Source organism: Marinomonas pollencensis (assembly GCF_003387375.1).
GTDB classification, from domain to species: domain Bacteria; phylum Pseudomonadota; class Gammaproteobacteria; order Pseudomonadales; family Marinomonadaceae; genus Marinomonas; species Marinomonas pollencensis.
This window is the reverse complement of the sequence record NZ_QUNG01000015.1, coordinates 23,712-45,178: the sequence shown is the minus strand read 5'-3', so window position 1 is coordinate 45,178 and position 21,467 is coordinate 23,712. Positions and strand designations below refer to the sequence as shown.

The 21,467-nt window shown below is 42.7% G+C and carries 23 protein-coding genes; 9 read left to right on the top strand and 14 right to left on the bottom strand.

Annotated features, from left to right (window positions below; translation table 11 throughout):
- Positions 1 to 89 precede the first annotated feature (89 nt).
- The 4 genes from DFP81_RS16010 (at position 90) to DFP81_RS15995 (ending at position 2,574) form a co-directional block, all read left to right on the top strand.
- Complete coding sequence (locus tag DFP81_RS16010; RefSeq protein ID WP_115898905.1) at positions 90 to 446, top strand: DOPA 4,5-dioxygenase family protein; 357 nt, start codon at positions 90 to 92, stop codon at positions 444 to 446.
- A 21-nt stretch (positions 447 to 467) separates the two neighbouring features.
- On the top strand, positions 468 to 1,118 hold the full coding sequence (locus DFP81_RS16005) for a MarC family protein (RefSeq protein WP_115898904.1): 651 nt from the start codon (positions 468 to 470) through the stop codon (positions 1,116 to 1,118).
- A 251-nt stretch (positions 1,119 to 1,369) separates the two neighbouring features.
- The gene (locus DFP81_RS16000; protein WP_115898903.1) at positions 1,370 to 1,852 is read left to right on the top strand and encodes an FKBP-type peptidyl-prolyl cis-trans isomerase; all 483 of its coding nucleotides are present in this window, start codon (positions 1,370 to 1,372) and stop codon (positions 1,850 to 1,852) included.
- A 119-nt stretch (positions 1,853 to 1,971) separates the two neighbouring features.
- Positions 1,972 to 2,574 (top strand): uracil-DNA glycosylase family protein, encoded by a 603-nt coding sequence (locus DFP81_RS15995; protein ID WP_115898902.1) that lies wholly within the window; start codon positions 1,972 to 1,974, stop codon positions 2,572 to 2,574.
- On the opposite strand, the gene DFP81_RS15990 is transcribed toward DFP81_RS15995, so the two are convergent.
- Positions 2,558 to 3,007, bottom strand: coding sequence for a GNAT family N-acetyltransferase (locus DFP81_RS15990; RefSeq protein ID WP_115898901.1), 450 nt, complete (start codon positions 3,005 to 3,007; stop codon positions 2,558 to 2,560). The genes DFP81_RS15995 and DFP81_RS15990 overlap by 17 nt on opposite strands.
- Positions 3,008 to 3,122: 115 nt before the next feature.
- On the opposite strand from DFP81_RS15990, the gene DFP81_RS15985 reads away from it, so the two are divergent.
- Entirely contained in the window at positions 3,123 to 3,359 is a 237-nt protein-coding gene (locus tag DFP81_RS15985; protein WP_115898900.1) for a glutaredoxin domain-containing protein, read from the top strand.
- A gap of 145 nt (positions 3,360 to 3,504) precedes the next feature.
- Here the strand turns inward: DFP81_RS15985 and DFP81_RS15980 are convergent, their stop codons facing one another.
- The 5 genes from DFP81_RS15980 to DFP81_RS15960 form a co-directional block, all read right to left on the bottom strand.
- A complete protein-coding gene (locus DFP81_RS15980) occupies positions 3,505 to 3,717 on the bottom strand; it encodes a hypothetical protein (protein ID WP_115898899.1) in 213 nt (70 codons plus the stop codon).
- A gap of 132 nt (positions 3,718 to 3,849) precedes the next feature.
- Entirely contained in the window at positions 3,850 to 4,506 is a 657-nt protein-coding gene (gene bluB, locus DFP81_RS15975; protein ID WP_115898898.1) for a 5,6-dimethylbenzimidazole synthase, read from the bottom strand.
- A gap of 117 nt (positions 4,507 to 4,623) precedes the next feature.
- Entirely contained in the window at positions 4,624 to 5,139 is a 516-nt protein-coding gene (locus tag DFP81_RS15970; protein ID WP_115898897.1) for a hypothetical protein, read from the bottom strand.
- A gap of 108 nt (positions 5,140 to 5,247) precedes the next feature.
- On the bottom strand, positions 5,248 to 7,014 hold the full coding sequence (locus DFP81_RS15965) for a sodium:solute symporter family protein (RefSeq protein WP_115898896.1): 1,767 nt from the start codon (positions 7,012 to 7,014) through the stop codon (positions 5,248 to 5,250).
- Between the two features lie 6 nt (positions 7,015 to 7,020).
- On the bottom strand, positions 7,021 to 7,281 hold the full coding sequence (locus DFP81_RS15960) for a DUF4212 domain-containing protein (RefSeq protein ID WP_115898895.1): 261 nt from the start codon (positions 7,279 to 7,281) through the stop codon (positions 7,021 to 7,023).
- 393 nt (positions 7,282 to 7,674) lie between these two features.
- Between DFP81_RS15960 and DFP81_RS15955 the strand changes: the two genes are divergently transcribed.
- Positions 7,675 to 8,202 carry a GNAT family N-acetyltransferase gene (locus DFP81_RS15955; RefSeq protein WP_115898894.1) on the top strand — a complete coding sequence of 176 codons (528 nt, stop codon included), beginning with the start codon at positions 7,675 to 7,677 and terminating at the stop codon, positions 8,200 to 8,202.
- 40 nt (positions 8,203 to 8,242) lie between these two features.
- On the opposite strand, the gene DFP81_RS15950 is transcribed toward DFP81_RS15955, so the two are convergent.
- The 5 genes from DFP81_RS15950 to DFP81_RS15930 form a co-directional block, all read right to left on the bottom strand.
- Positions 8,243 to 9,937: a GGDEF domain-containing protein gene (locus DFP81_RS15950; RefSeq protein WP_115898893.1), complete on the bottom strand. Its 1,695-nt coding sequence runs from the start codon at positions 9,935 to 9,937 to the stop codon at positions 8,243 to 8,245.
- A gap of 54 nt (positions 9,938 to 9,991) precedes the next feature.
- A complete protein-coding gene (locus DFP81_RS15945) occupies positions 9,992 to 11,008 on the bottom strand; it encodes an amino acid ABC transporter substrate-binding protein (protein WP_115898892.1) in 1,017 nt (338 codons plus the stop codon).
- Between the two features lie 234 nt (positions 11,009 to 11,242).
- On the bottom strand, positions 11,243 to 12,895 hold the full coding sequence (locus DFP81_RS15940) for an aminotransferase class V-fold PLP-dependent enzyme (RefSeq protein WP_115898891.1): 1,653 nt from the start codon (positions 12,893 to 12,895) through the stop codon (positions 11,243 to 11,245).
- A gap of 76 nt (positions 12,896 to 12,971) precedes the next feature.
- Positions 12,972 to 13,439, bottom strand: coding sequence for an Lrp/AsnC family transcriptional regulator (locus DFP81_RS15935; protein ID WP_115898890.1), 468 nt, complete (start codon positions 13,437 to 13,439; stop codon positions 12,972 to 12,974).
- Positions 13,440 to 14,184: 745 nt separating this feature from the next.
- Positions 14,185 to 15,333: an alpha-hydroxy acid oxidase gene (locus DFP81_RS15930; protein ID WP_115898889.1), complete on the bottom strand. Its 1,149-nt coding sequence runs from the start codon at positions 15,331 to 15,333 to the stop codon at positions 14,185 to 14,187.
- 123 nt (positions 15,334 to 15,456) lie between these two features.
- Between DFP81_RS15930 and DFP81_RS15925 the strand changes: the two genes are divergently transcribed.
- From DFP81_RS15925 to DFP81_RS15915, 3 genes are all read left to right on the top strand, one after another.
- The gene (locus DFP81_RS15925) at positions 15,457 to 16,356 is read left to right on the top strand and encodes a LysR family transcriptional regulator (RefSeq protein WP_115898888.1); all 900 of its coding nucleotides are present in this window, start codon (positions 15,457 to 15,459) and stop codon (positions 16,354 to 16,356) included.
- A 204-nt stretch (positions 16,357 to 16,560) separates the two neighbouring features.
- On the top strand, positions 16,561 to 16,869 hold the full coding sequence (locus tag DFP81_RS15920; RefSeq protein ID WP_115898887.1) for a DUF6172 family protein: 309 nt from the start codon (positions 16,561 to 16,563) through the stop codon (positions 16,867 to 16,869).
- A gap of 266 nt (positions 16,870 to 17,135) precedes the next feature.
- Complete coding sequence (locus tag DFP81_RS15915) at positions 17,136 to 17,981, top strand: DUF2076 domain-containing protein (RefSeq protein ID WP_181903120.1); 846 nt, start codon at positions 17,136 to 17,138, stop codon at positions 17,979 to 17,981.
- A 69-nt stretch (positions 17,982 to 18,050) separates the two neighbouring features.
- On the opposite strand, the gene DFP81_RS15910 is transcribed toward DFP81_RS15915, so the two are convergent.
- The 3 genes from DFP81_RS15910 to DFP81_RS15900 all read right to left on the bottom strand — a co-directional run bounded on the left by DFP81_RS15910 (position 18,051) and on the right by DFP81_RS15900 (position 21,276).
- A complete protein-coding gene (locus DFP81_RS15910; protein WP_115898885.1) occupies positions 18,051 to 19,055 on the bottom strand; it encodes an NAD(P)-dependent oxidoreductase in 1,005 nt (334 codons plus the stop codon).
- Between the two features lie 9 nt (positions 19,056 to 19,064).
- Complete coding sequence (locus DFP81_RS15905) at positions 19,065 to 20,015, bottom strand: sugar kinase (protein WP_115898884.1); 951 nt, start codon at positions 20,013 to 20,015, stop codon at positions 19,065 to 19,067.
- A 247-nt stretch (positions 20,016 to 20,262) separates the two neighbouring features.
- On the bottom strand, positions 20,263 to 21,276 hold the full coding sequence (locus DFP81_RS15900; protein WP_115898883.1) for a LacI family DNA-binding transcriptional regulator: 1,014 nt from the start codon (positions 21,274 to 21,276) through the stop codon (positions 20,263 to 20,265).
- Positions 21,277 to 21,467: the final 191 nt, after the last annotated feature.

The following is a 21,467-nucleotide window of genomic DNA, read 5'->3' as shown; positions in this document are numbered from 1 at the left end:
GTATCATAGGTAGTCTAACAATCCTCTACGACTTAGGTAGCGGTCTTTAAGAACGCGACTAGATTCATGAATCATTAGGAATTTACGTTATGACTACTCAGTTTTCAGAAAAGAGTATTAAAGCTTTCCATGCTCATTTGTATTTTAAAGATGAAGCAGGGACTGAAATGGCCAAGCAAGTGGCGCAACAAGCTTCTGAACTGTTTGAAATTAAGGTTGGCCGCTTTCATCAAAAGCCAGTCGGCCCTCACCCCCTATGGAGCTGTCAACTTTCTTTTAGCGTGGAAACCTTTGCCAAAATCGTGCCTTGGTTGATGTTTCATCGCCAATCTTTAGATGTGTTTTTACACCCAGTAACGGGAAATGATTATGTTGACCATACACAAGGTGTTAGTTGGTTAGGGCATTCTTATCCTTTAAATTTAGCTCAATTTACTCCTATATAAGGAAGTCTCAAAAGGTATTTTATGGAAGATTGGTTTAAACAATTTATTATTTTATGGTCGGTGATTGACCCGATAGGGACGGTTCCTGTTTTCTTAGCGGTAACCGCAGGATTAGGTAGTCCTTCTTTGTCTCGTAAGCTTGCACTGAAAGCGGTGCTTATTTCTGCCATCGTGTTGTTGTTTTTTGTGATCGCTGGTGAGTACTTATTAAATGAAATGGGCATCCCCCTTGAAGCTTTTCAAATCGCGGGTGGTTTGGTTCTTTTTTTGTTTGCACTGACGATGATTTTTGGTGAGAGTAAACCTGACGAGGAAATGGGGATAGTGCAAAAAGGCATGCATGGCGCAGTGTTTCCATTGGCTATACCGTCTATTGCTTCCCCTGGTGCCATGATGGCAGCAGTGCTGTTAACTGATAATAATCGCTTTTCTGTTATGCATCAGTTTGTCACCACCATGGTGATGCTGAGTGTGTTGTTCGTGACTTTTATTTTAATGTTGTTAGCTACTCGCATTCAAAAAGTGATAGGTGTGGCTGGTGCCAGTGTTATTAGCCGGGTCATGGGGTTGATTTTAGCCGCCGTGGCAGTGAATTCAATATTAACCGGTATACAGCAATACTTTGATTTACATACCGCGGTGAGTGTTAGCAGCCCAGCAATGGGGTTGTAGAAACGACTAGCACACTGAATCGATGAGATATTTTCTGGTGTTATCGCAAGGCTTAAAAAAAAATTAGCCTAGCCCTAGAAAAATCATTGATCGTCCCCAAATTTAGAGCTACCGGTAGTTATTAGTATGATGGACAGTTATTATGCTATGTCAAACTACAGATTGGGTTCGTGTTGTGGCGGTGTATCGCAAAGTCTGTTTGCTTGTATCAAGCACTCGTTCCCCTATTCATATTTAAGCAGGAGAAGACAATGCAAATCGCAGAAAATGCTGTTGTAAGCATGCACTACACGTTAACAGATGAACAAGGTCAAGAGCTGGATTCTTCCGTTGGTCAAGAACCGCTTGTTTTTTTGAGTGGTGCTCAAAATATTATTGATGGGCTAGACAAAGCGCTACAAGGTAAAACGGCTGGAGAGAAGTTGACTGTCTCTGTGGCTCCTGAAGAAGGTTATGGTGAAATTCATCAAGAATTGATTCAGAAAGTGCCACGCGATAATTTCCAAGGCGTGGATGACATCCAAGTGGGCATGCAATTTATGGCGCAAACACCAGGTGGTCAACAGCCGGTTACGGTTATTGGTGTGGAAGAAGATGGCGTTATGCTAGATGGCAATCATCCTTTAGCAGGTAAGACATTGAACTTTGATGTTGAGATTGTTGATGTTCGTGAAGCGGCAGCTGAAGAGCTAGAACATGGTCATGTCCATGGCGAAGGCGGTCACCAGCACTAAGCATTGAATCGCTAAATTAATTTGCGGTTAAATAAGAAACGGTCTTCTGCATGAAGGCCGTTTTTTTTGCCTACTAGTTGGTGGTTAAAAATAATAGCTTGGTAAGCGGAGGGGGAGTCGTGCAAAGCTGTGCTTTTTCTGAGTTGAAATCTAACATATTAGCCTGCCGCGAATGTGTTGGTGTGTTGCCGTTAGGGCCTAAGCCGATCTTACAAATTCACCCTCAAGCAAAGCTTCTCATTGTCGGGCAGGCACCAGGAAGAAGAGCTCATGATGCTAATCTAGCATTTGATGATCTCAGCGGCGATAGGCTAAGAGATTGGCTTGGTATCTCAAAAGAACTTTTTTATGACGCCACAAACATAGCGCTAGTGCCAATGGGTTTTTGCTTTCCTGGAACAGGAAGATCCGGTGATTTAGCACCTAGAAAAGAATGTGCTGAGAAATGGCGGCATCAATTACTTAATCAACTAACCGAAATACAGCTGACCGTGATTTTGGGGCGCTATGCTCAAGCTTATCATTTAGAGACCCGCAAAAAAACGACGCTCACCGAGCAGGTCAAGGCTTCAAAATACTGGCTTGAGCAAGGCAAGATCGTGTTACCGCACCCAAGCCCTAGAAATAATCGTTGGCTCGCTCAAAACCCATGGTTTGAGAAAGATATTTTGCCTTTATTGAGAGAACACGTCGCGCAGCTATTGGCTACTCCCTCAGCATAGAAATATGCTCAATTCCGTCTTCTAAATAGGGCGCTGACACTGTTGTGAAGCCGTGTGAAGCATAGAAATGCTCCAGATGAGATTGTGCTCCTATTTTGATGCCAATTTCTGGCCATAACCTGAGAGTGTGTGTGATGGCTTGGTCTATGAGTGTGTGGCCTATTTTCTCTTTACGCTGTTCTGCAGCAACTACGACACGTCCAATACTTGTATAGTGCGAGTAGCTGGCCGCCACAGGTAACAGTCTTGCATAGGCGACGACAACGCCATTTTTTTTAGCGTATAGATGATGGCTATCTGCGAGTCGGTCAAGTTGGTCTAGTTCTGGATAAGGGCAGTTTTGCTCGACCACGAAAACATCACAGCGAAGCTTTAGTAGGTCATATAGAGTATCTACGGAGAGTTCATGGAATTTTTTGCAATACCATTTCATGAGAGTGCCTTATTGGTAAATAGCTTTGTTTGATTGCTTCTATGTAATCAATTGATTATCAGAGAAAAAGAAAGAAGCATAAAGTGGTTTGATCAAATGGTAGCGAGAATGAGCAATGGCCGAGTATATTTTATATGGTGATGATGCCTGCCTATTTTGTCGTCGAGCACGAGAAGTACTAGATGAGCATCAAATTGATTTTACATTTATTGATGTATTGCAGGAATGTATCTCTAAATCTGCGTTAAGCAAGATTGTTGGGCATGAGGTCTATACTTTGCCTCAGGTGTTTAAAGGAGATAATTACCTAGGTGGGTATCATGAATTACAAAAAAGTTTTCAGATTATTTGATACGTAATTAATTTAGAAGAGTATAGGCTGATACTTTAGAGGGAATGAGCAAGTGCATGTATTGTTATTTTTCATGCTACTCATGTGTCGCTATTTTGACCAAACGACGGGGACTTGCTAACTTACTTCAGTGGTATATCCACTATTACGCTTGGTGTTTATGCGCTTGAATGCTTGGTACTAGTGCTGTTTTCAATTTAATAATTGCATTTTTAACGCTGTTGTAAGCAGCAAAAACAAGTTCTACTAGTGTTTCACTTCTTTCAGCGCTTAGAAGTGCATTGTTTTTTTCAGCTTCAGTTAAGTAGCTTCCGTCAATTCCTTTGATCAGTTCAGCTAGACGTTGTGAGTTATTCATAATCTTCTCCTATCAGGTTTTGTTTCAATAATGAGATGATAGAAACTTGCGTCAGATAAGACAAACGATAAAAAATATCCTTAAAGGTGAGAAAAACTCACCTATTTTAAAAAATATAGTAATATCATGCGGTTATGCTTCGTTGTTATCAGGCCAAGACTCGAAATGAATGGCTTTTTTAGCGTCTCTTCGTGGTAACCAGCCAAACCGCTCAAGGTCTGGTGTGGTTTGAAACTGTTCAACATAGCCCACACATAAATACGCAATAACATCGATGTTTTCAGGGATCTTTAAGGTCTCTCTTATGACCTCGTCACGCACTATGCTAACCCAGCCAACTCCTAGGTTTTCTGCTCTTGCTGCTAACCATAGGTTTTGTACGGCGCACACGGCACTGAACAAATCCATTTCGGGTTTAACAGTTTTTCCAAGTACCACAGAGCCTGTTCGACTACGATCACACGTCACGCAAATACCAAGAGGGGCTTCTTCTATGCCCTCTAGTTTTAACGCCTGATATTGTGTTTTACGCTCTCCTTCAAACAGCGTGGCGGCTTGCTCATGGGCTTCTAGGAACCCTTGCTTAATTTTCTTTTTAGAGTTGCTATTTTCGACAATGATAAAGTCCCAAGGCTGCATAAAGCCGACGCTTGGAGCGTGATGAGCCGCTAGCAAGATGCGTTCTAATACATCATCGGGTACTTTTTTATCGATAAACTCACGACGTACGTCACGACGTGAGAAGATAGTTTTGTATACCGCGTCACGTTCTTCTGGGGAAATAGTCATATCTACCTAGGGGTCAATCTTAAAAGTACGACATTATGACGTTGATTTCATAGAGAAGCGAACGCAGTAAGAGCACGAAAAGATGAAACGTTTTCATCTTTTCGTCGTAGTCTGGGGCTAGCCTGCTTTTTTACACACAGCATTGATCAAAGGATCATTTGTATTTAATGGGTGCCATTGACTGTTGTTAAGACGAGAAGGGTCAAAGGCGCTAGTGAAGTCGGTACGCGCTTCATTCATACAGTCAACTATTTGTGGTACGCGCTTGGCCATATGGCGACGTTCGAAGAAATAGAGGTCTACTAGTACAAGGTCAGAATCGACTGTATTTTTAGCAGAATTATTCACATCGGCGGCGATAAATCGCATAGTTTGAGGGTAGAGATAACTCCAAGGGCGCCATGGGGCTTCTTGTTGGACTGTCTTGATAACGACTAGGCCGTCAGGCAATAAACTTTTTTGGTGATCGTACCAAGTGTATTCACCTTGTATTTGAAAGCCTAACATGGCTAAGCCTGCAAAGCTTGGTACCAGCCATTTAGGGGCTTTTTTGTTAGACAATGCTCGAATAATAAGGGCTATTCCAGCACCCCCTATTCCAGCAAATAGCGTAGCTATTAATTCCCAAAACATAAACATCTCTCTTCTTGTTTTATCCCGATTAAAGCAGAAATAAACCAACTTAATAAGCATAAAAGCTCGAGCATCAAATCGATCCTCGAGCTTTTTTAGTGCCTAGTTTTAGTGATCAATAGCCTTACCAGCACCTTGCGGGTAACGCACGCTTTCGACCAGATCTTGGATTTCTTTTGGTGGTTCCTCAGTCATAGAAGAGACGAAGAAAGCAACCGCAAAGTTAATCACAGCGCCAATGGCCCCAAAAGATAATGGTGAGATTCCGAATAACCAGTTGTCTGGGGTGTTGGCAAATGATGCTGTGCCAGGAATAAAGAACCAACCTAGGAATAAGAAGATATAAACCAAGGTAGAGACCAAACCTGCTAACATTCCTGCTACAGCCCCTTTGCTGTTCACGCGCTTCGAAAAGATCCCCATCATCAGAGCAGGGAAGATGGAAGCGGCAGCGATACCAAATGCGAGTGCTACGACTTGTGCTGCGAACCCTGGAGGGTTCATGCCCAAATAGGTTGCTACTACAATGGCGATAAACATCGATATCCTGGCGGCGAATAACTCTCCTTTATCGGTTATATTGGGATTAATTGTCCCCTTGATTAAATCATGACTTATTGCCGAAGAGATCGCGAGCAACAAGCCTGCTGCGGTAGACAATGCTGCCGCGAGGCCGCCAGCTGCAATTAAGCCAATAACCCAGCTAGGAAGGTTTGCTATCTCAGGGTTAGCCAACACCAGAATATCTCGGTTAACCACAAGCTCGTTACCATTCCAGCCGCGAGCTGTCGCTTCAGCTTCAAATGCTGGTGTATCGTTATATAGCTCAATACGACCATTGGCGTTTTTGTCTTCAAATTTAATTAACCCTGTTGTTTCCCAATTTTTGACCCAGTCAGGGCGCTCTGCGTATTCAATTGATTGTGCAGTAGGGCCATCAGGGTAGATGGTGCTTAATAGATTTAACCGAGCCATAGAGGCAACAGCAGGAGCGGTCAAATACAGTAGTGCAATGAATACTAATGCCCAGCCCGCAGACCAACGAGCATCAGCGACTTTAGGTACAGTGAAAAAGCGAATGATTACATGGGGCAAACCGGCTGTACCTATCATCAAAGACAGTGTAAATAGCACCATGTTTAGTTTGTTATCTACGTCGGCGGTGTAGTCTCTAAAGCCAAGTTCACGAACCACTTCATCCAGCTTTTGCAGCAATGGCATGCCTGATTCCGTATGGTTGGAAAATAGGCCAATTGCAGGGATGAAGGTATCGGTAAGTTGTAGCGAGATAAATACTGCAGGAATCGTATAAGCGATGATCAACACCACATACTGAGCTACCTGAGTATAAGTAATCCCTTTCATACCACCGAGTACTGCGTAGAAAAAAACCACGACCGCGGCGATCATTAGTCCTGTGTCGTTATTAACTTCCAAGAAGCGAGAAAAGGCGACACCGGCACCGGTCATTTGGCCGATAACATAGGTTACGGAGGCGATAATCAGACAAGCGACGGCAACGAGTCGTGCCGTTCGGCTATAGAAGCGATCACCGATAAAGTCTGGCACAGTGAACTTGCCAAATTTTCGTAAATAAGGAGCGAGCAGCATCGCTAGTAGAACGTAACCGCCAGTCCACCCCATTAGGAAGGTTGAGTTTGCATAGCCACCGGCGGCGATTAAGCCAGCCATGGAAATGAAAGAAGCCGCAGACATCCAGTCCGCGGCTGTTGCCATACCGTTTAATACTGGGTGTACGCCGCCACCGGCTACGTAGAACTCTTTGGTAGAGCCTGCGCGTGCCCAAAAAGCAATACCGAAGTAGAGGGCAAACGAAGCGCCGACGAAAAGCAGGTTAATGGTAAATTGACTCATACTGACTTACTCCTCTAGGCCAAATTTTTCATCAAGCTTGTTCATTCTCCATGCATAGAAGAAGGTCAAGATGATAAAAACAAGAATGGAGCCTTGTTGTGCGAACCAAAATCCTAAATCGGTTCCTCCAATATGAATTCCGCTGAGTAAAGGTCGAAAGAGAATGGCACATCCATAGGAAGCCAATGCCCATACGACCAAGCAACCTAAAATAAGCCTTAGGTTGGCCTGCCAGTACTGTTGCGCATTTAAATTATGATCTGACACGGTAGATCTCCTTATTTATAATTATTTTTTCTACACCTGATCAATTTAGCAGCAGTTCGTAAATTAATAAGTCCGACTTTAGTCGAATAGCTCATACCTACCGGAAAATAAGCTGGTAAGGCGATGTTTAGATAAGCGCTCAAGGGCGCGACTTAATTCACATTGTGAGATGCCTGCACGGACTAATATCTTCTTAACCACGGTAAAGATGGAAGCATTTCGCCAAAATAAGGCTTTTAGTGAAAGTTTGGGGAGTGCCGACATATCGAGGGATATGATTCTTTATACTTAATCGATACAAACGGAGATTTTTACCTGATCGTGCTCGATAAGGTTACTTACGGATGTTTGCTACGCTCTGGGAAGTCTCGTTATAGCATCAGGAGGTTAGTTATGAAAGAGAGTCGGTTTCGTTGGCAGCTTGCAAGATACCATGATGCAGGGGCTATTAGTGATTTGTTAAATTTAGCTTATCGAGGTGAGGATAATTGGACAAACGAGCCTCAACTATTAACCGGAGCGCGTTCCTCTCAAGCGTTAGTCGAACGTAATATGAAAGAGGCGGGAACGTATTTTTTTGTGTGTCGAAATGACACTGCTTTACTGGCTTGCAGTAGGTTAACCCTAGCGGGTAACGAAGCCTATATTGGCTCTTTTGCGGTGCTGCCGGTCTATCAAAAAAGAGGGATGGGAAGCCACCTTTTGTCAGCAATAGAAAGCATTGCAACGAAAGTTTATGGGGTGACTTTCTTATCAGTTTCAGTACTGTCCGAGCAAAAAGCTCTAAAGCGATTTTGCGAAAATCGAGGCTATCAAAGAAATGGAAAGGCAGAGGCTTATCCAGCACACCTGAAAATTGGTTCGCCTAAAAAAAGAAATACCATGATTGAGTTCTATCTAAAGAGAATCTGTTTTTATTAGTCTCTTGTTTGAGTCCCTTTTGTCGACGGGAAAAGCTGGCTTAGCTCTCGACAAATTCTAATACTTGATCGCGACCACTCTTTTTCGCTTCGTAAAGTGTTTGATCTGCTAAATATATTAGTTTATCTAAATCATCACCTGGCTTGGGCTGATGAGTGGCAACCCCAATACTTAGGGTGACTCTTCCCGTATTGGAGGCTTCATGGGAAATGTCAGCTTCGCCGACTTTTCTTCTCAAATGCTTTGCAAAGGTCATTGCTCTCATTCTATCTATATTTGGCAATAGAATAATAAACTCTTCTCCGCCGTAACGTGCGGCTAAACCGCCAACAGCTTCTGAGTCAGTTTTAAGAATTTGGGCAATTTCTATTAAACATTTATCACCCGCTTGGTGACCATAGTGGTCGTTGAATTGTTTAAACCAGTCTAAATCAATCATGATTAAGCTTATATCGTGTTGTTCAATACTCGCTTTCTTCCAGTACTCAGTAAATTTTTTAAAGAAAAAACGTCGATTTGAGAGTTGCGTTAAATCATCAGTATGACTGAGTGTTTGCAGCGACTGATTTAACTGGAGTAGCTTGAGATTGGCGTCTTCCACTTCTTTTCTGGCTGTAATTGAGTCGCGTTTGGCCTGCTCGGTGGCTTCAACAAAAACCGAAAATGCTTTTCCCATTAAGGCGATTTCATCTTCCCCAGATTGGGGGATAGGAGCTTTAACACCTTTAACATGTTGCAGCATGGTGTTGTTTAAGCGGTTTAGCCTAAAGATGAGGTAGTGTCGGATAAACCAATAAGCAAAGGCGGTGAGTACCAGGAAGGCGCAGCTAAATAGAACAATGTTGGTGATTACATCACGTATCAGGGCATCGTGTTTCTGAGTGGAGTCTAATGTGGCTATTTTTAATAGCAGGTAAAAATCATAGGAAGCCGCACTCAGGCGCTGTGCTTGCTGCCTTGTTTTTCGAATCGCTGACAATGTTGCTAGGTGTTGGTTTTGAAATTGAGTCTTAGTGGAAAAAGCGAATTGAGCTGTTTGAAACAGCTGGTCGAGTAGTGATGATTGTGCGGAAGAAAGGTTATCCAAATAATACATTTTAGCCAGCAATCCACTGATTGCGTTCTTTTGTGCCTGCAGCTCACCTCGCTTGACTGAATTTTGACTAAGTAAGGTGATATTGATTGCGTTTAAAAAAAGATTGTTAAAATATTGTTGTTGCGGCGTATTGTGTCCAGCGCTGGAAATGGACTCTTGTAAATGACTTAATCCATTCGAGATACTGCTCTTCTTTTTAGTAAGCTCCTCTTCTCTTAGCAGATAATGATCTAGGATTTTTAACGTACTAAAATAAGGTGTGGTGATGTTATCGATCTCATCTAGAATGGTTTTTTCTTTGTCTGTCGTGGCGTAGAGTTTGTTACGAATTGAGTCGAAGAGTTTTCTTGGGGTGTTACTTAAAGACTGGTAATAGGTGTTGTTATAATCTTGAACAATCATTTTTTCAAGAGCTTGCGAGGTAATCTGTTCAGCATCTCTTGATAGCTCCGCGGCATGAATAGCACGTTCAAACTGGGTGTTAGTTAGATGCTTAAATTCTTCAGATTGCTGCCATAAGATGAATACACTATAAGCGGTAATAATGAGATAAAAACACAGTACACCAAGTAAAACTAAGTTTAATCGAAACCCAATTTGTTTTCTTGCTCTGAGCTTTTCTGTAGCGAAATCTGCCATGAAATCTCTCCTTACAATCTTATGCTACAACAATTTTCATCTTACTCAGTTATTTTATTTAAAAGGAGGAGAAAACAAGGTTCCACCATCTTTCCATAATGCGCTTAAGCCTCTATCAGCCTGAACTGGAGAGTTTTCCCCTAAATTTCGATCAAATATCTCTGCATAATTACCGACAGATTTAATGACACGATACCCCCAGTCTTTATCTAGCCCAAGCATTTCACCTATATTGCCTGTGCTACCAAGTAGGTTTGTTACCTCTAGGTCGTTGCTATGTTCTCGCAAATGGTCCGCGTTGCTTGCTGTAACGCCTTTTTCTTCCGCTAAAATAGTCGCGTGAATCACAGCACGAATTATATGGTGCCATTGAACGTCATCGTTGCGCACGGTGGGGCTGATAGGCTCTCGTGAGAGCCTACTTGGTAGTAGGGTGTAGTCTTGTTTTCTGACGGTGTGATTTGCTAATGAAATGAGTAAATTCATTTTGTCCCCAGTGTAAGCATCGCAGGCACTGCCTCGAAAAAAGGGATCGCTTTTCGAATAGATCACTTCGGTATTCAGCTTTCGAATAGCAATAATGTTTTCAAGGTTGCGTTGTGAGGTTGTGTTGTTAGTAACACAAATAGATTTATTGTTTAGATCTTTAAGCGACTTAATCCCCGAATTTTTTCGAACTAAAATTGCCTGGGCATCAAATAAGTATATAGCTGGAAAGCTAATAGCATAGGTATCCTCTCGACCAAGTGTCCAAGTCGAGCTATACATCACAACATCTGTTGTTCTATCCACTAAACTTGTGAAGCGGGTTTTTGCTCGAACTTCGACAAAGTTAACATAATCTGGATTTTGTAATACTGCAGCGGCCACGGCACGGCAAAAATCGACATAGAAGCCTTCCCAGTTTCCTTGAATCGAAATTGCACTTCTGCTTGGATCGTCAGGGTAGACACCACAATTTATGTCTCCTCGTTTAATAACCTTACTTAACGTTGAGGCGTGAGATTCGATACAAAGAGTCAGTAGGAGGCTAGTGAAAAAAGGCCAACGTAAGTGTTTCTGTAAGGGCATGAATACTTCCAGCATTATGTTAAAGCAGTGCTACTTTTTTATACAAGATAGTCAATATTAGTCATGATTTAAAGGAATGTTGCTGAACTTAGATATTACTATTTAGGATAGTAGAAAACCCTTCTCTGTAACTAAATATTACAAAAATATAATAATACTAATGTAGTGGAGGTGCTTTCTAGGGGGATATTTCTCCCTTGTTGCGCTACCAAGGAGAAAATCATAAAGGAAGGATCAACAAATATCCTGTACTAACACAAAGTCTCTAATATCGTTGTATTGCTCTTGAAATGCTTGCTTTTGTGGGCTGTAAGTAAGGTTTAAGCACTCTTCCAGCACTTTTTTTGCGGCGAAAAAATAGTCTTCCTTAGCTGCTGGTGGAGGTAAGGGTGCTTCATGGCTGGGTAAAAGATCAAACAAGTCCTTTAAATTAGGCGATGCAATTGCCTTATTTTGAAAGTGCCATAGGTCATTATTGTTATCGTATGCGTAAAAGGGCAGTAGGGTCAGGCCATGGGCTGCGATGAAGTCAATGGCATCAAGAATAAAGTCTACATCGGTTTGATGAAGAAAATAGTTAAGGTTAAAGCGAACCCAACCTGGTTTGACAAGTTTCTCACCATGATTAAGAGCGTCTTGAATGCGTAATGATCTTTCATTATCAATTCCTAATAACTGATGACCGTATGGACCCGCACAAGAGCAGCCTCCCCTAACCTGAATGCCAAATAAATCATTGAGTAGGGCTGTAATCAAGCCGTGGTGTAGGTAGCCAAATTCTGTGCGAATACGAAATGCGGTAATAGAAAGTCTTGCCGCTGTGGGGTGGCCTAATCTTTCTATAGCTGGGTTATTGATCCATCGACGATGAATTTGTTCCGCCCAGAGCCGCTCTTGTTTTTCGATAACTTTTATTCCGACGGTTTGCTTAAGTTGAAAAACCAGACCTGCGCGTATTGATTCAATGATTGCTGGTGTGCCACCTTCTTCACGGCGCTCTCCCAATGGTAGGAAGGCATGGCTATCTGGAGTAACAAAAGACACTGTACCGCCACCGACAGTGCTTGGTAGTGGGTTGTGAATAATTTGTTTTTTAACAATTAACACCCCAGGAGTTCCAGGGCCACCGACGAGCTTATGTGTCGAAAAGAAAATAGCATCTTTTCTTGCGGTGCTGTTAGCGACTGGATTCATATCGATATTTACATAGGGAGCGGCAGCTGCAAAGTCCCAAAATGCTAATGCTTTGTAGTGATGCAGTAATGCTGTAATTGTGTCTTGTTGACAAAGGATGCCAGTCACATTAGAGGCGGCGCTAAAGCTACCAATAAGCTGTTTTCCTTGGTTGTTTTGTAATGTTTGTTCTAAGTGAATTAGGCAAACTCCACCAGTTGATGCCTCGTTAATGCGAATAACATTAACGCCTAATTCGCGCCACGGAAGCTCATTGGAATGGTGTTCATATGGGCCGACTAAAACGCAGACATTATTCTTTTCATTGTCTTTTAAACGAGGTAATCCAAGTTGTGTGATTAAGGTGTTAATCGCGCTTGTTGCACCGCTGCCGCAAAATAAAAGTAAGTCGCTCTCATCAGCATTAGTGGCATCACGGATTTGTTGTCTGGCTTGCTCACGAAATGTTGTTGTCTGTTGGCCTGTAGCGTTTGCTTCTGTATGGGTATTGGCATACATAGGTAAAACATAATGACGTATGGCATCTTCAATGAAGCGAAGACTGCGGCCCGAAGCAGTATAATCTGCATAGGTTAAAGTGCGCATTCCAAAGGGAGTTTTTATTTGAGTGTTATGCCCTATAATATTTTCACGAATATAGTTAAGTAACGAGTCTTCTTTATTCATCTTCGATAAGGGAGTTTTTTCAGTCATTCTATTTTCTCTTTTAGAAAAAGGTCACCCTAAATAGTCTGCTACTCATTTGAATAAAGGTTCGACTATTTTGCCGTTACTTATTGAGAGGCAAGGGTAGCTCCGTTGTGTATTTGATTTGTTCCATTGCAAAGTTTGATGTGACATCAGTTAGCGCAGTGGCGCTGATTAAACGTTTATAAAAATGATCATAAGCAGGGATGTCTTTTACCAGCACTCTCATTAAATAATCATACTCTCCAGCCATGCGATAAAACTCAACAATTTCAGGAAATTCAGCAATGATATTGGCAAATTCAGAAGCCCAGCTGGCGTCGTGTCGATTGGTTTTTATTTGCACAAAAACTGATACGCCTAACTCGAGTTTATCGGCATCTAATAAGGCGACGTGGCGCTTTATATAGCCCGCTTTTTCAAGTTTTTGAAGACGCCTCCAGCAGGGGGTTTTGGACAAGCCTACACGCTTCGCCATCAGGTCTACAGAGATACTATCATCGGATTGTATTAAGGCAAGTAGTTTCAAGTCTGTGTCATCTAAGTGCATTTTGTTCTCATATATTATTAATTAGTAGGATTTTGTTTTATATGATGTGGTTTTGTTTCTGCTTGTGCAACTTTGTTTTAGATGAACCGATGATTTTAGAAATGAAATCCCTTAAACAGAACGAAGAAAAGATAAAAAAGATGGAGTAGAAGAGTAATTGACCTCTGTTTTTTGTCGAAAATTACTTTTAAAAAGGCATTATTTTTTGTCTGATGTTCGCCGTTAAGCAAGCGCTGAGAAGGCGATTTTTATAATCTTTATTGACTTCTTCACAGGCTAATTAAGATAAGGAAATGTCTTTCTGTGTTTTCTTAGGTTATTAAAAGGTGATTCGTTATTACTTTTCGGGTATAAAAGTTAGACTGATACCTGTGTAGACGTCGAAAACAACATCGTTTGATTGCTAGTGGTTAAAGCCATCGCTATACAAAATGAATATTTCACTTGAGTTTCTTTTTTATGAAGTTTTTATGACAATTTGTGTTTTTTGTGGTTATTTGTTTGGGAAAGGTTTAATCTTTTTTCTCGTTAAATAAATGAATATCAAGGAGATACAAATGTCTAAGAAAGAAGCGAAAACTATCAAGAAAGAAATAAAAGCGCGTAAAGAAAAAGTTGCAAAGCAAAAGAGTAAAATTGATAAGCTTAAAAAATCGCTTAAGAAAAAAGCGTAATAGCTAGATCATTGTTGAAGTGCGATGAACAAGTGAAACAAATAGGTTTCACTTGTTCGCTTTGTATTAGTTTAAAGTCGAAAACGCAAATTTTCTCTGCTAAGTTGTTGAATAGACGTTTTGCCCATCAATTTCATATCCCGCTCCAGTTCTGCTCTCATTAATCCTAGTGCTCTTTCAACACCGGGTTGCCCAGCTGCAGCTAAAGGGTAAAGATACATTCTGCCAATACCAACGGCTTTCGCGCCTAATGATAAGGCTTTTAAAACATGAGTGCCGCGTTGAATGCCGCTGTCAAAAATAACATCTATCTCATTACCCACTTCATCTACTATTTCAGCAAGCTGATCAAAAGAGCTTCGAGAGCCATCGAGCTGTCGACCGCCATGATTCGAAATGACAATGCCGGTACAGCCAATCTCTACTGCTTTACGCGCATCTTCTCGACTCATAACACCTTTCAAGCAAAATTCCCCATCCCAAAATTTCACCATCTCGGCAACATCGTCCCAATTCATTGAAGGGTCTAGCATGTTAGTAAAATAGTCCCCAATGGAGGTGGCACTAGATCCCATGTTAATGTGCTCATCTAGTTGCGGTAAGCGAAATTTTTCGTGAGTAACATAATTAATTCCCCACATGGGTTTAAGAGCAAATTGCAGCATACCTGCTAGCGTTAAGCGAAAGGGAATGGAAAAGCCAGTTCGCAAATCGCGTTCGCGGTTACCGCCAGTAATAGAGTCAACGGTTAGCATCATGACTTTGATTCCGGCTGCTTTTGCCCGCTCCATCATGGCACGGTTCAAACCTCGGTCTTTGTGAAAATAGAACTGATAAACCTGAGGCGTATTAATTTGTTTAGCAATGTCTTCCATACTGACAGTACCAAGGGAAGAGACACCAAACATAGTGCCATACTTCTCTGCGGCGCCAGCGACAGCACGTTCCCCTTGATGGTGGAATAAACGTTGCAAAGCAGTGGGTGAGCAGTAAACCGGCATGGCTAACTTTTGCCCCATTACGGTTACTGATAAGTCAACTTCTTCAACTCCTGTGAGGACACTAGGAACAAGATCACAAGTTTCAAATGCTGTGGTATTACGTCGATAAGTTGATTCGTCATCAGAGCCGCCGTCAATATAATTAAAAATTGGACTCGGTAGACGCTTTTTGGCCAAAGTGCGAAAGTCTTGAAAGTTATGGCAGTCCTTGAGTCGCATTATGTTGCTCCTAGAAATCTTCTAATGAGAAAAGTGATGTTAAAAAAATAGTATAGTGCGCGTTTTATTTGCAATAAATACGACATAAACTAATAAACTATTTCTTAAAACGGTGTAATAACGGTGAATGCTGCAGATTTAACTCTTTTTGTTAGTGTTGCTGATCATGGTTCCTTCAACAAGGCTGCAGAGCAGAATGGGCTCTCTACCCCAGCGCTTAGTAAAAGAATCAGTAAATTAGAAGCGTCTCTTGGTGTTCAGTTGATTCATCGTACCACGAGGCGACTGAGCCTGACCGAAGCGGGGGAGAGTCTCTATATCCATGCTAAAAATATTGAAGGCCAAGTAAGTGATGCAATTGCCTCAGTCTCAAGCTTTAGCCAAGGCCTAACTGGAACGATAAAAATGTCTGTACCGACGATTTCTGGTGAATTGTTGTTGGCAGAGGCTGTGGCAGACTTTTGTCAGAAGTACCCAAATATTACCGTTGATATGCGCCTCGAAAATGATTTTGTTGATCTAGTAGGAGAAGGGCTAGACCTTGCGATACGTACAGGAAAACTGGAAGATTCCAGTTTGATTGCCAAGCCGCTAATTCAATCTAACTGGGTGGTTTGCTGTTCGCCGAGTTATCTGGATGTACATGGGGAAGCCAAGACATTAGAGGCGCTGAAAGAACACAACTGTCTTGCTTATACCTACCAGTCCCATGGCTCATTTGATTGGCGCTTTTATCAAGCAGGCGAAGAAAAAAACGTGCGGATCAGCGGCAGCTTTGCGACTAACAATGCCCAAGCATTGCGCAAAGCTGCGTTGGCTGGTTTTGGTATCGTGTATGTGCCCCGTTGCAGTGTTTATGAAGATTTACTGCAAGGGAAGCTGGTGGCTATTTTGACTGAGTTTCAACCTAGACAGTTGGGTGTCTACGCCATTTACCCTTTTACTAAATACTTGCCCGAAAAACTGCGGCTATTAATAGAGCACCTTAGGCAGGCCTATCAAGACAAAAAAGAGTACTTTTAAGGTTTGTGGAAAGTATGCCTTATGGTCTTTTTTGTGAAACAAAAGCCGTGATGGGAGATCCGTATTTTTTGATGCTGATCTTGAGTCGATATGTTCACACTAGATTCGTCATATTCATGGCTAGCGCTTTGATATTCCGTTATCATGCGCATCATTAGAAGGCGGCGTTTGATCGCTGCCTCAGTCTTAACCTGTAGGATTCCAATGAAAAAGACATTTCAGCTATCTCACCCAAAAATTGCATACCCTCGATTAATTGAGGCAGCGAAAGCTGACGTAAAGAAATACTTAAAACGCGAGCGCAATAAAACCTTGCCTGATTACGCTGACTTTTGGGGATTCGATTGCAAATTTGGTAACACAGAGGACGCTGCTGAGGTGATTCATGTTGCCGAAATTAATGACAAAATTAGCTTCGCTGAAAGCCAAGCGTGGCAGACCTTTTATTTGGAAATCTTAGCAACGCCTGCAACCCGTACAAAACGCCCAGAAGGCGAAGCTGACGGCGAATAAGCCATTTGCTCTAGTCAGCCTGTTTTATAAAGCCAGACTCACGATTATCAGTCTGGCTTTTTTGTTTTTCTACCTACCTGTTACATTCGTTCATTTCTTACTTAAGCTATGTTGCTGATGCTTTTTCATTAGCCTTCGATTACCGATCGTTTTTCCTTTTTCCTGACTCTCTACTTGCTTGTTCGTTGCTCGACAGACCTTATTCTAATAAGAAGAGAAGCTCAGGGCGTCTTATGTAAATAATCTTATTGGCTAGGAGTATGATGATGAGTGATGATGCAAGTCGATTAATCGAGCAATTATTTGAACGCTTACAAGAAGCAGAAAAGCAAACAGGGGAACGTGATTCACCGGCAGAGTCGCAGATTAATAAACACCTGATTCAACAGCCATCAGCCCCTTATTACATGGCGCAAACGATTATTATGCAGGAGGCTGCGTTAAAGCGCTTAAACGCGAGAGTGGAGCATTTAGAACGAAGCTTGGCTGAAAAGCCCACTTCAGGTGGTTTTCTATCCGGCTTGTTTGGTACGGACTCATCTCGAGAGAGCCGATCACCAGGTGCTAGAAGCAAGTCGCAATCGGGCTGGGGAGAACCTCGAGGACAACAAAAAGCGCAAGGGTTCTCTCGGCAACAAGGCAATGGACAGCAGCCTGCTTATGGCCAAGGTCAAGCGAATCAACAACATAGTACAGCCGGCAACCGTAGTTTTTTGGGTGGAGCGCTGCAGACTGCCGCCGGCGTGGCTGGTGGTGTGGTGGTAGGCAGTATGTTGATGAATATGTTCGGTCACCATACACCAACAGAAATGGTTGATGTTATTCAACAAGAGCCCACGGGTGAAGACTTTAGCTCGGATAGTATGGGGCAGTCTGACGCCGGACAAAGTGATTTTGCCAGTAATGATTTTGGCAGTGCTGATACAAGCCAAGACGGTTTTGGCCAAGCAGGCTTCGATCAAAATAATGATTTTGGCCAAGCTGGTTTTGACCAAGCTGGCTTTGGGGATGCAAACCTAGGATCGAACGAATTTGATCAAGGTGATTTTGGTGACATAGGCTCTGGCTTTGATGATTTCGGTGGAGGCTTTGGTGATGACTTTGATGTTTAATTTGATCCGCCACGGTTAAATCTTGATAGCCCGCATTCGCGCTAGCTTATCTTTTGTTTAGGGGCGTCTTTATTCTGCTGAAGAAGTGTAGGCGTCCTGGGCATCCAATAAGTGGCGGTTTGCACAGTGGCAAGAGATATCCCCTTCTAATGCTCGAATAAGATTATCTACCGCGCAGGAAACCATTTTTAACCGAGTTTCTGTGGTGGCTGAGCCAATGTGGGGGAACAGCACTGCATTATCGAGTGTACAAAGAGGCGAGTCGATGGGAAGAGGTTCGACTTCGAAAACGTCTAGACCAGCGGCTCGAATAGAGCCTGTAGCCAATGCGTTTATAAGAGCTTTTTCGTCGATGACCTTACCCCGTGACCCATTAATAAAAATGGCGCTTTTTTTCATTAGAGCAAATTCTTTTGCACCGATTAAACGCTCTGTGTGTTCGGTGAGAGGTGTCATGACACAGATAAAATCAGAGGTTTTAAGTAACACCTCCATTTCTAGGTAAGTGGCATTAAGGTCTTGCTCAGCATTTATATTGCGGCGGCGGTTGGTGTATTGAATTTTCATGTTAAAGCCAAAATGCCCACGTTTAGCAAGAGCATAACCAATACGACCCATGCCGATAATACCTAAGGTTTTACCGTGCACATCTGTGCCATAACTCTGTTCGCCAATGCTTTTAGTCCAGCGACCTTCAGTGACCATTTTAGACATCTCAATAGCACGCCGCGCGGTACACATAATCAGAGTAAACAGGGTGTCGGCAGTGGTTTCGTTAAGGACATCTGGAGTGTGCATTAACGGGATACCCCGTCCAGCAAGGTAAGCCAGATCAAATTGATCTGTGCCAACGGAAATCGTTGAAGCAGCTTTTAACTTAACCGCCTTATTCAGAATATCAGCCCCCATCGCAGCACTGCTGCCAATGATACCTTCTGCCTCAGCCAAAGCGGTGAAAAAGGCGTGCCTATTCGAGTCATTAACAATAGGAAAATAAGTCACATCGAAGCGCTCGGCAAGCCGTTGAAACTCCTGCTCAGGAATTTTTTTGTACAAGAGTATCTTTTTTTTCACCAGCTCTCCTTAGACTAAAGCATTGAATTGAGCACGTGTTGGTAAGCCTTCACTATCACCTCTAACCTGTACTGCGAGAGAGCCAAATAGGTTTCCTCGACGGGTTGCTTGTGAGATTGACTCACCATCTAATAAGGCGGAAATAACACCAACAGCAAAACTATCCCCTGCGCCGACGGTATCAACCACTTCTTTTACAGGGAAGCCTGCTACTGTGGCGGATTCGCCTGTAGAAGTCTTGTAATAAGCCCCTTCACCTCCAAGTTTTACGATCACGGTTGTGACGCCTTGTTGAAGATAAAAATCAGCAATGGTTTCAGGGTCTTCACTGCCGACAAGAATTTTACCTTCTTCGACGCCCGGTAAAACAATATCACTAGCAAAAGCCAGCTGGTTGATGGTGCTCACCATAGTCGCGGTATCAGGCCATAGAGAAGGGCGTAAGTTGGTATCAAAGCTGATGCTACAGCCTTGTTCTTTAGCGAGTGTAAGTGCTTGTTGGACTGCTTCTCTCATTGAGCTGGAGACAGCCGCAGCAACGCCAGTTAAGTGAAGATGGCTGCTTGAATTGAATAATCCAGGTTCGATGTCTGTAGCACTTAATGTGGAGGCGGCAGAGTTACGTCGAAAATATTCAACGGCCGGATCGCTGCCGTCGGTTTGTTTGGTTTTCATCATGAAGCCAGTGGAGTGTTCAGTGCTTTCTGAAATGCCGTCGCTGCCAATTTGCTCTTTTTCGATGGCCTTTTTAATAAATTGCCCTAAGCAATCTTGGCCAACTTTGCTGATATAGGTGGTCGGAAAACCGAGACGAGCCATACCGATGGCGACATTAACTTCTGCTCCAGCAAGGGAGCGAGTGAACTCTTCAACGTCAGAAAGTGGCTCTGCTGTTTTGGCTATAAACAGGGCCATGGCTTCGCCCAGAGTAACAAAAGATGGTGTCGCATTTATTTGCATTGTGGTCTCTCTTCTAACATTCGTTATGACTATGTTGAGCGACGCTGGTCTGCATATAAGCTAAACATATAGCGTATTAATAAAGATTAGCAGATCAAGGTCACTACAACCCATACAAGAACGGTGACCTAAATAACGGACTCTGTGAGTGCTTTTTTGTATTTATATTGATCACATCATGTTCATTGACGATATCATGGAACCGGTTCCAAGAGTAGGCTTTGTTTACTTTCTATGGTTTTTCAATTTAGGTTGATTGGCGGGTAATAAGTTCGGCAGTGAGTTGAATGTGCTGTACTGGTTCTTCATTCCCCTGAATACGAGACAGTAGCCGATTACATGCTTGTTGGCCTATTTCACGGGTTGGTTGGCGCATAACGGTAATGCCACCATCAAAAAGTTGTGCCCATTCTGGATCATCTATGCTGATTAGGCCAATTTGAGAGCCAAGTTGAAGGTTTTTCGCTTTAATGCCTTTGGCGGCCATTAGGGTGGCGACGCCATTGGTAGTAAAAATAGCGTGTTTGCGTCCGTGGTGTCTGCCAATAAAGTCGCCTATGACATCAGTAATTTGAGCCTCATCATGCTTATTAATTTCAACCACTTCGCACTTTAGGTTAGGGTGCTGACGACAAAATTGGTGGATAGCATCTACTCGGGCTTTACGAGGTGCGACCTCCAAAGACTCTGTTAATACAAGGATGGATTGATAGCTGCGTGTGATTAAGTGTTGGCAGGCGTCGATAACCGCTGCCTTATTGTCTAGGCCGACGCAGTCGAACCCCAAAGATGTGTCAATTCTGTCAACGAGAACTAAGGGACAGTTAATTTGTTTAAGATGCTGTAATTGTGCTTGAGCCATATCTGCGGTATTTACGATAAGGCCATCGACACGGTGAGCTTCGAGTAATGACAAATAATCTTCCTGTAAGGAGGTTTGGTTATCTGTATTGCAAACCATTAGCATGTAACCTTGCTGGCGACAGGTATGCTCTACCCCTTGAAGAATATCGATAGAATAAGGGTTAGTTACATCGGCTAATACGAGCCCAATGAGCTTTGAATGCCCAGCTTTTAACATCCTTGCTGAATGGTTTGGGCGAAATTCCAAAGCCTCTATCGCGTCAGAAATTTTCTTTCGCAAGTTATCAGAGAGTTTATCTTGTTCACCATTTAAGTATCGAGAAACACTGGTTTTACCCACCTTAGCATGGCTCGCAACATCTGAAATGGTGGCAAAGTTCTTTTTGTTCTTGTTCAAGTCGTTCTCTCTATGATGTTAAAAAGCATGCTGCGTTTAGGAGTTGCATTGAGGCGATGACTGTAAACGATCTGTTTACTCGAGTGCAATGGCATGATTCATTGAGAGTCACGAGCGGCCTGTTTGACGGAAGTGCTTTATTGGAAGGAGACAGGAATTAACCGAATAAAGCCTTTCCCATCTGAATGCTA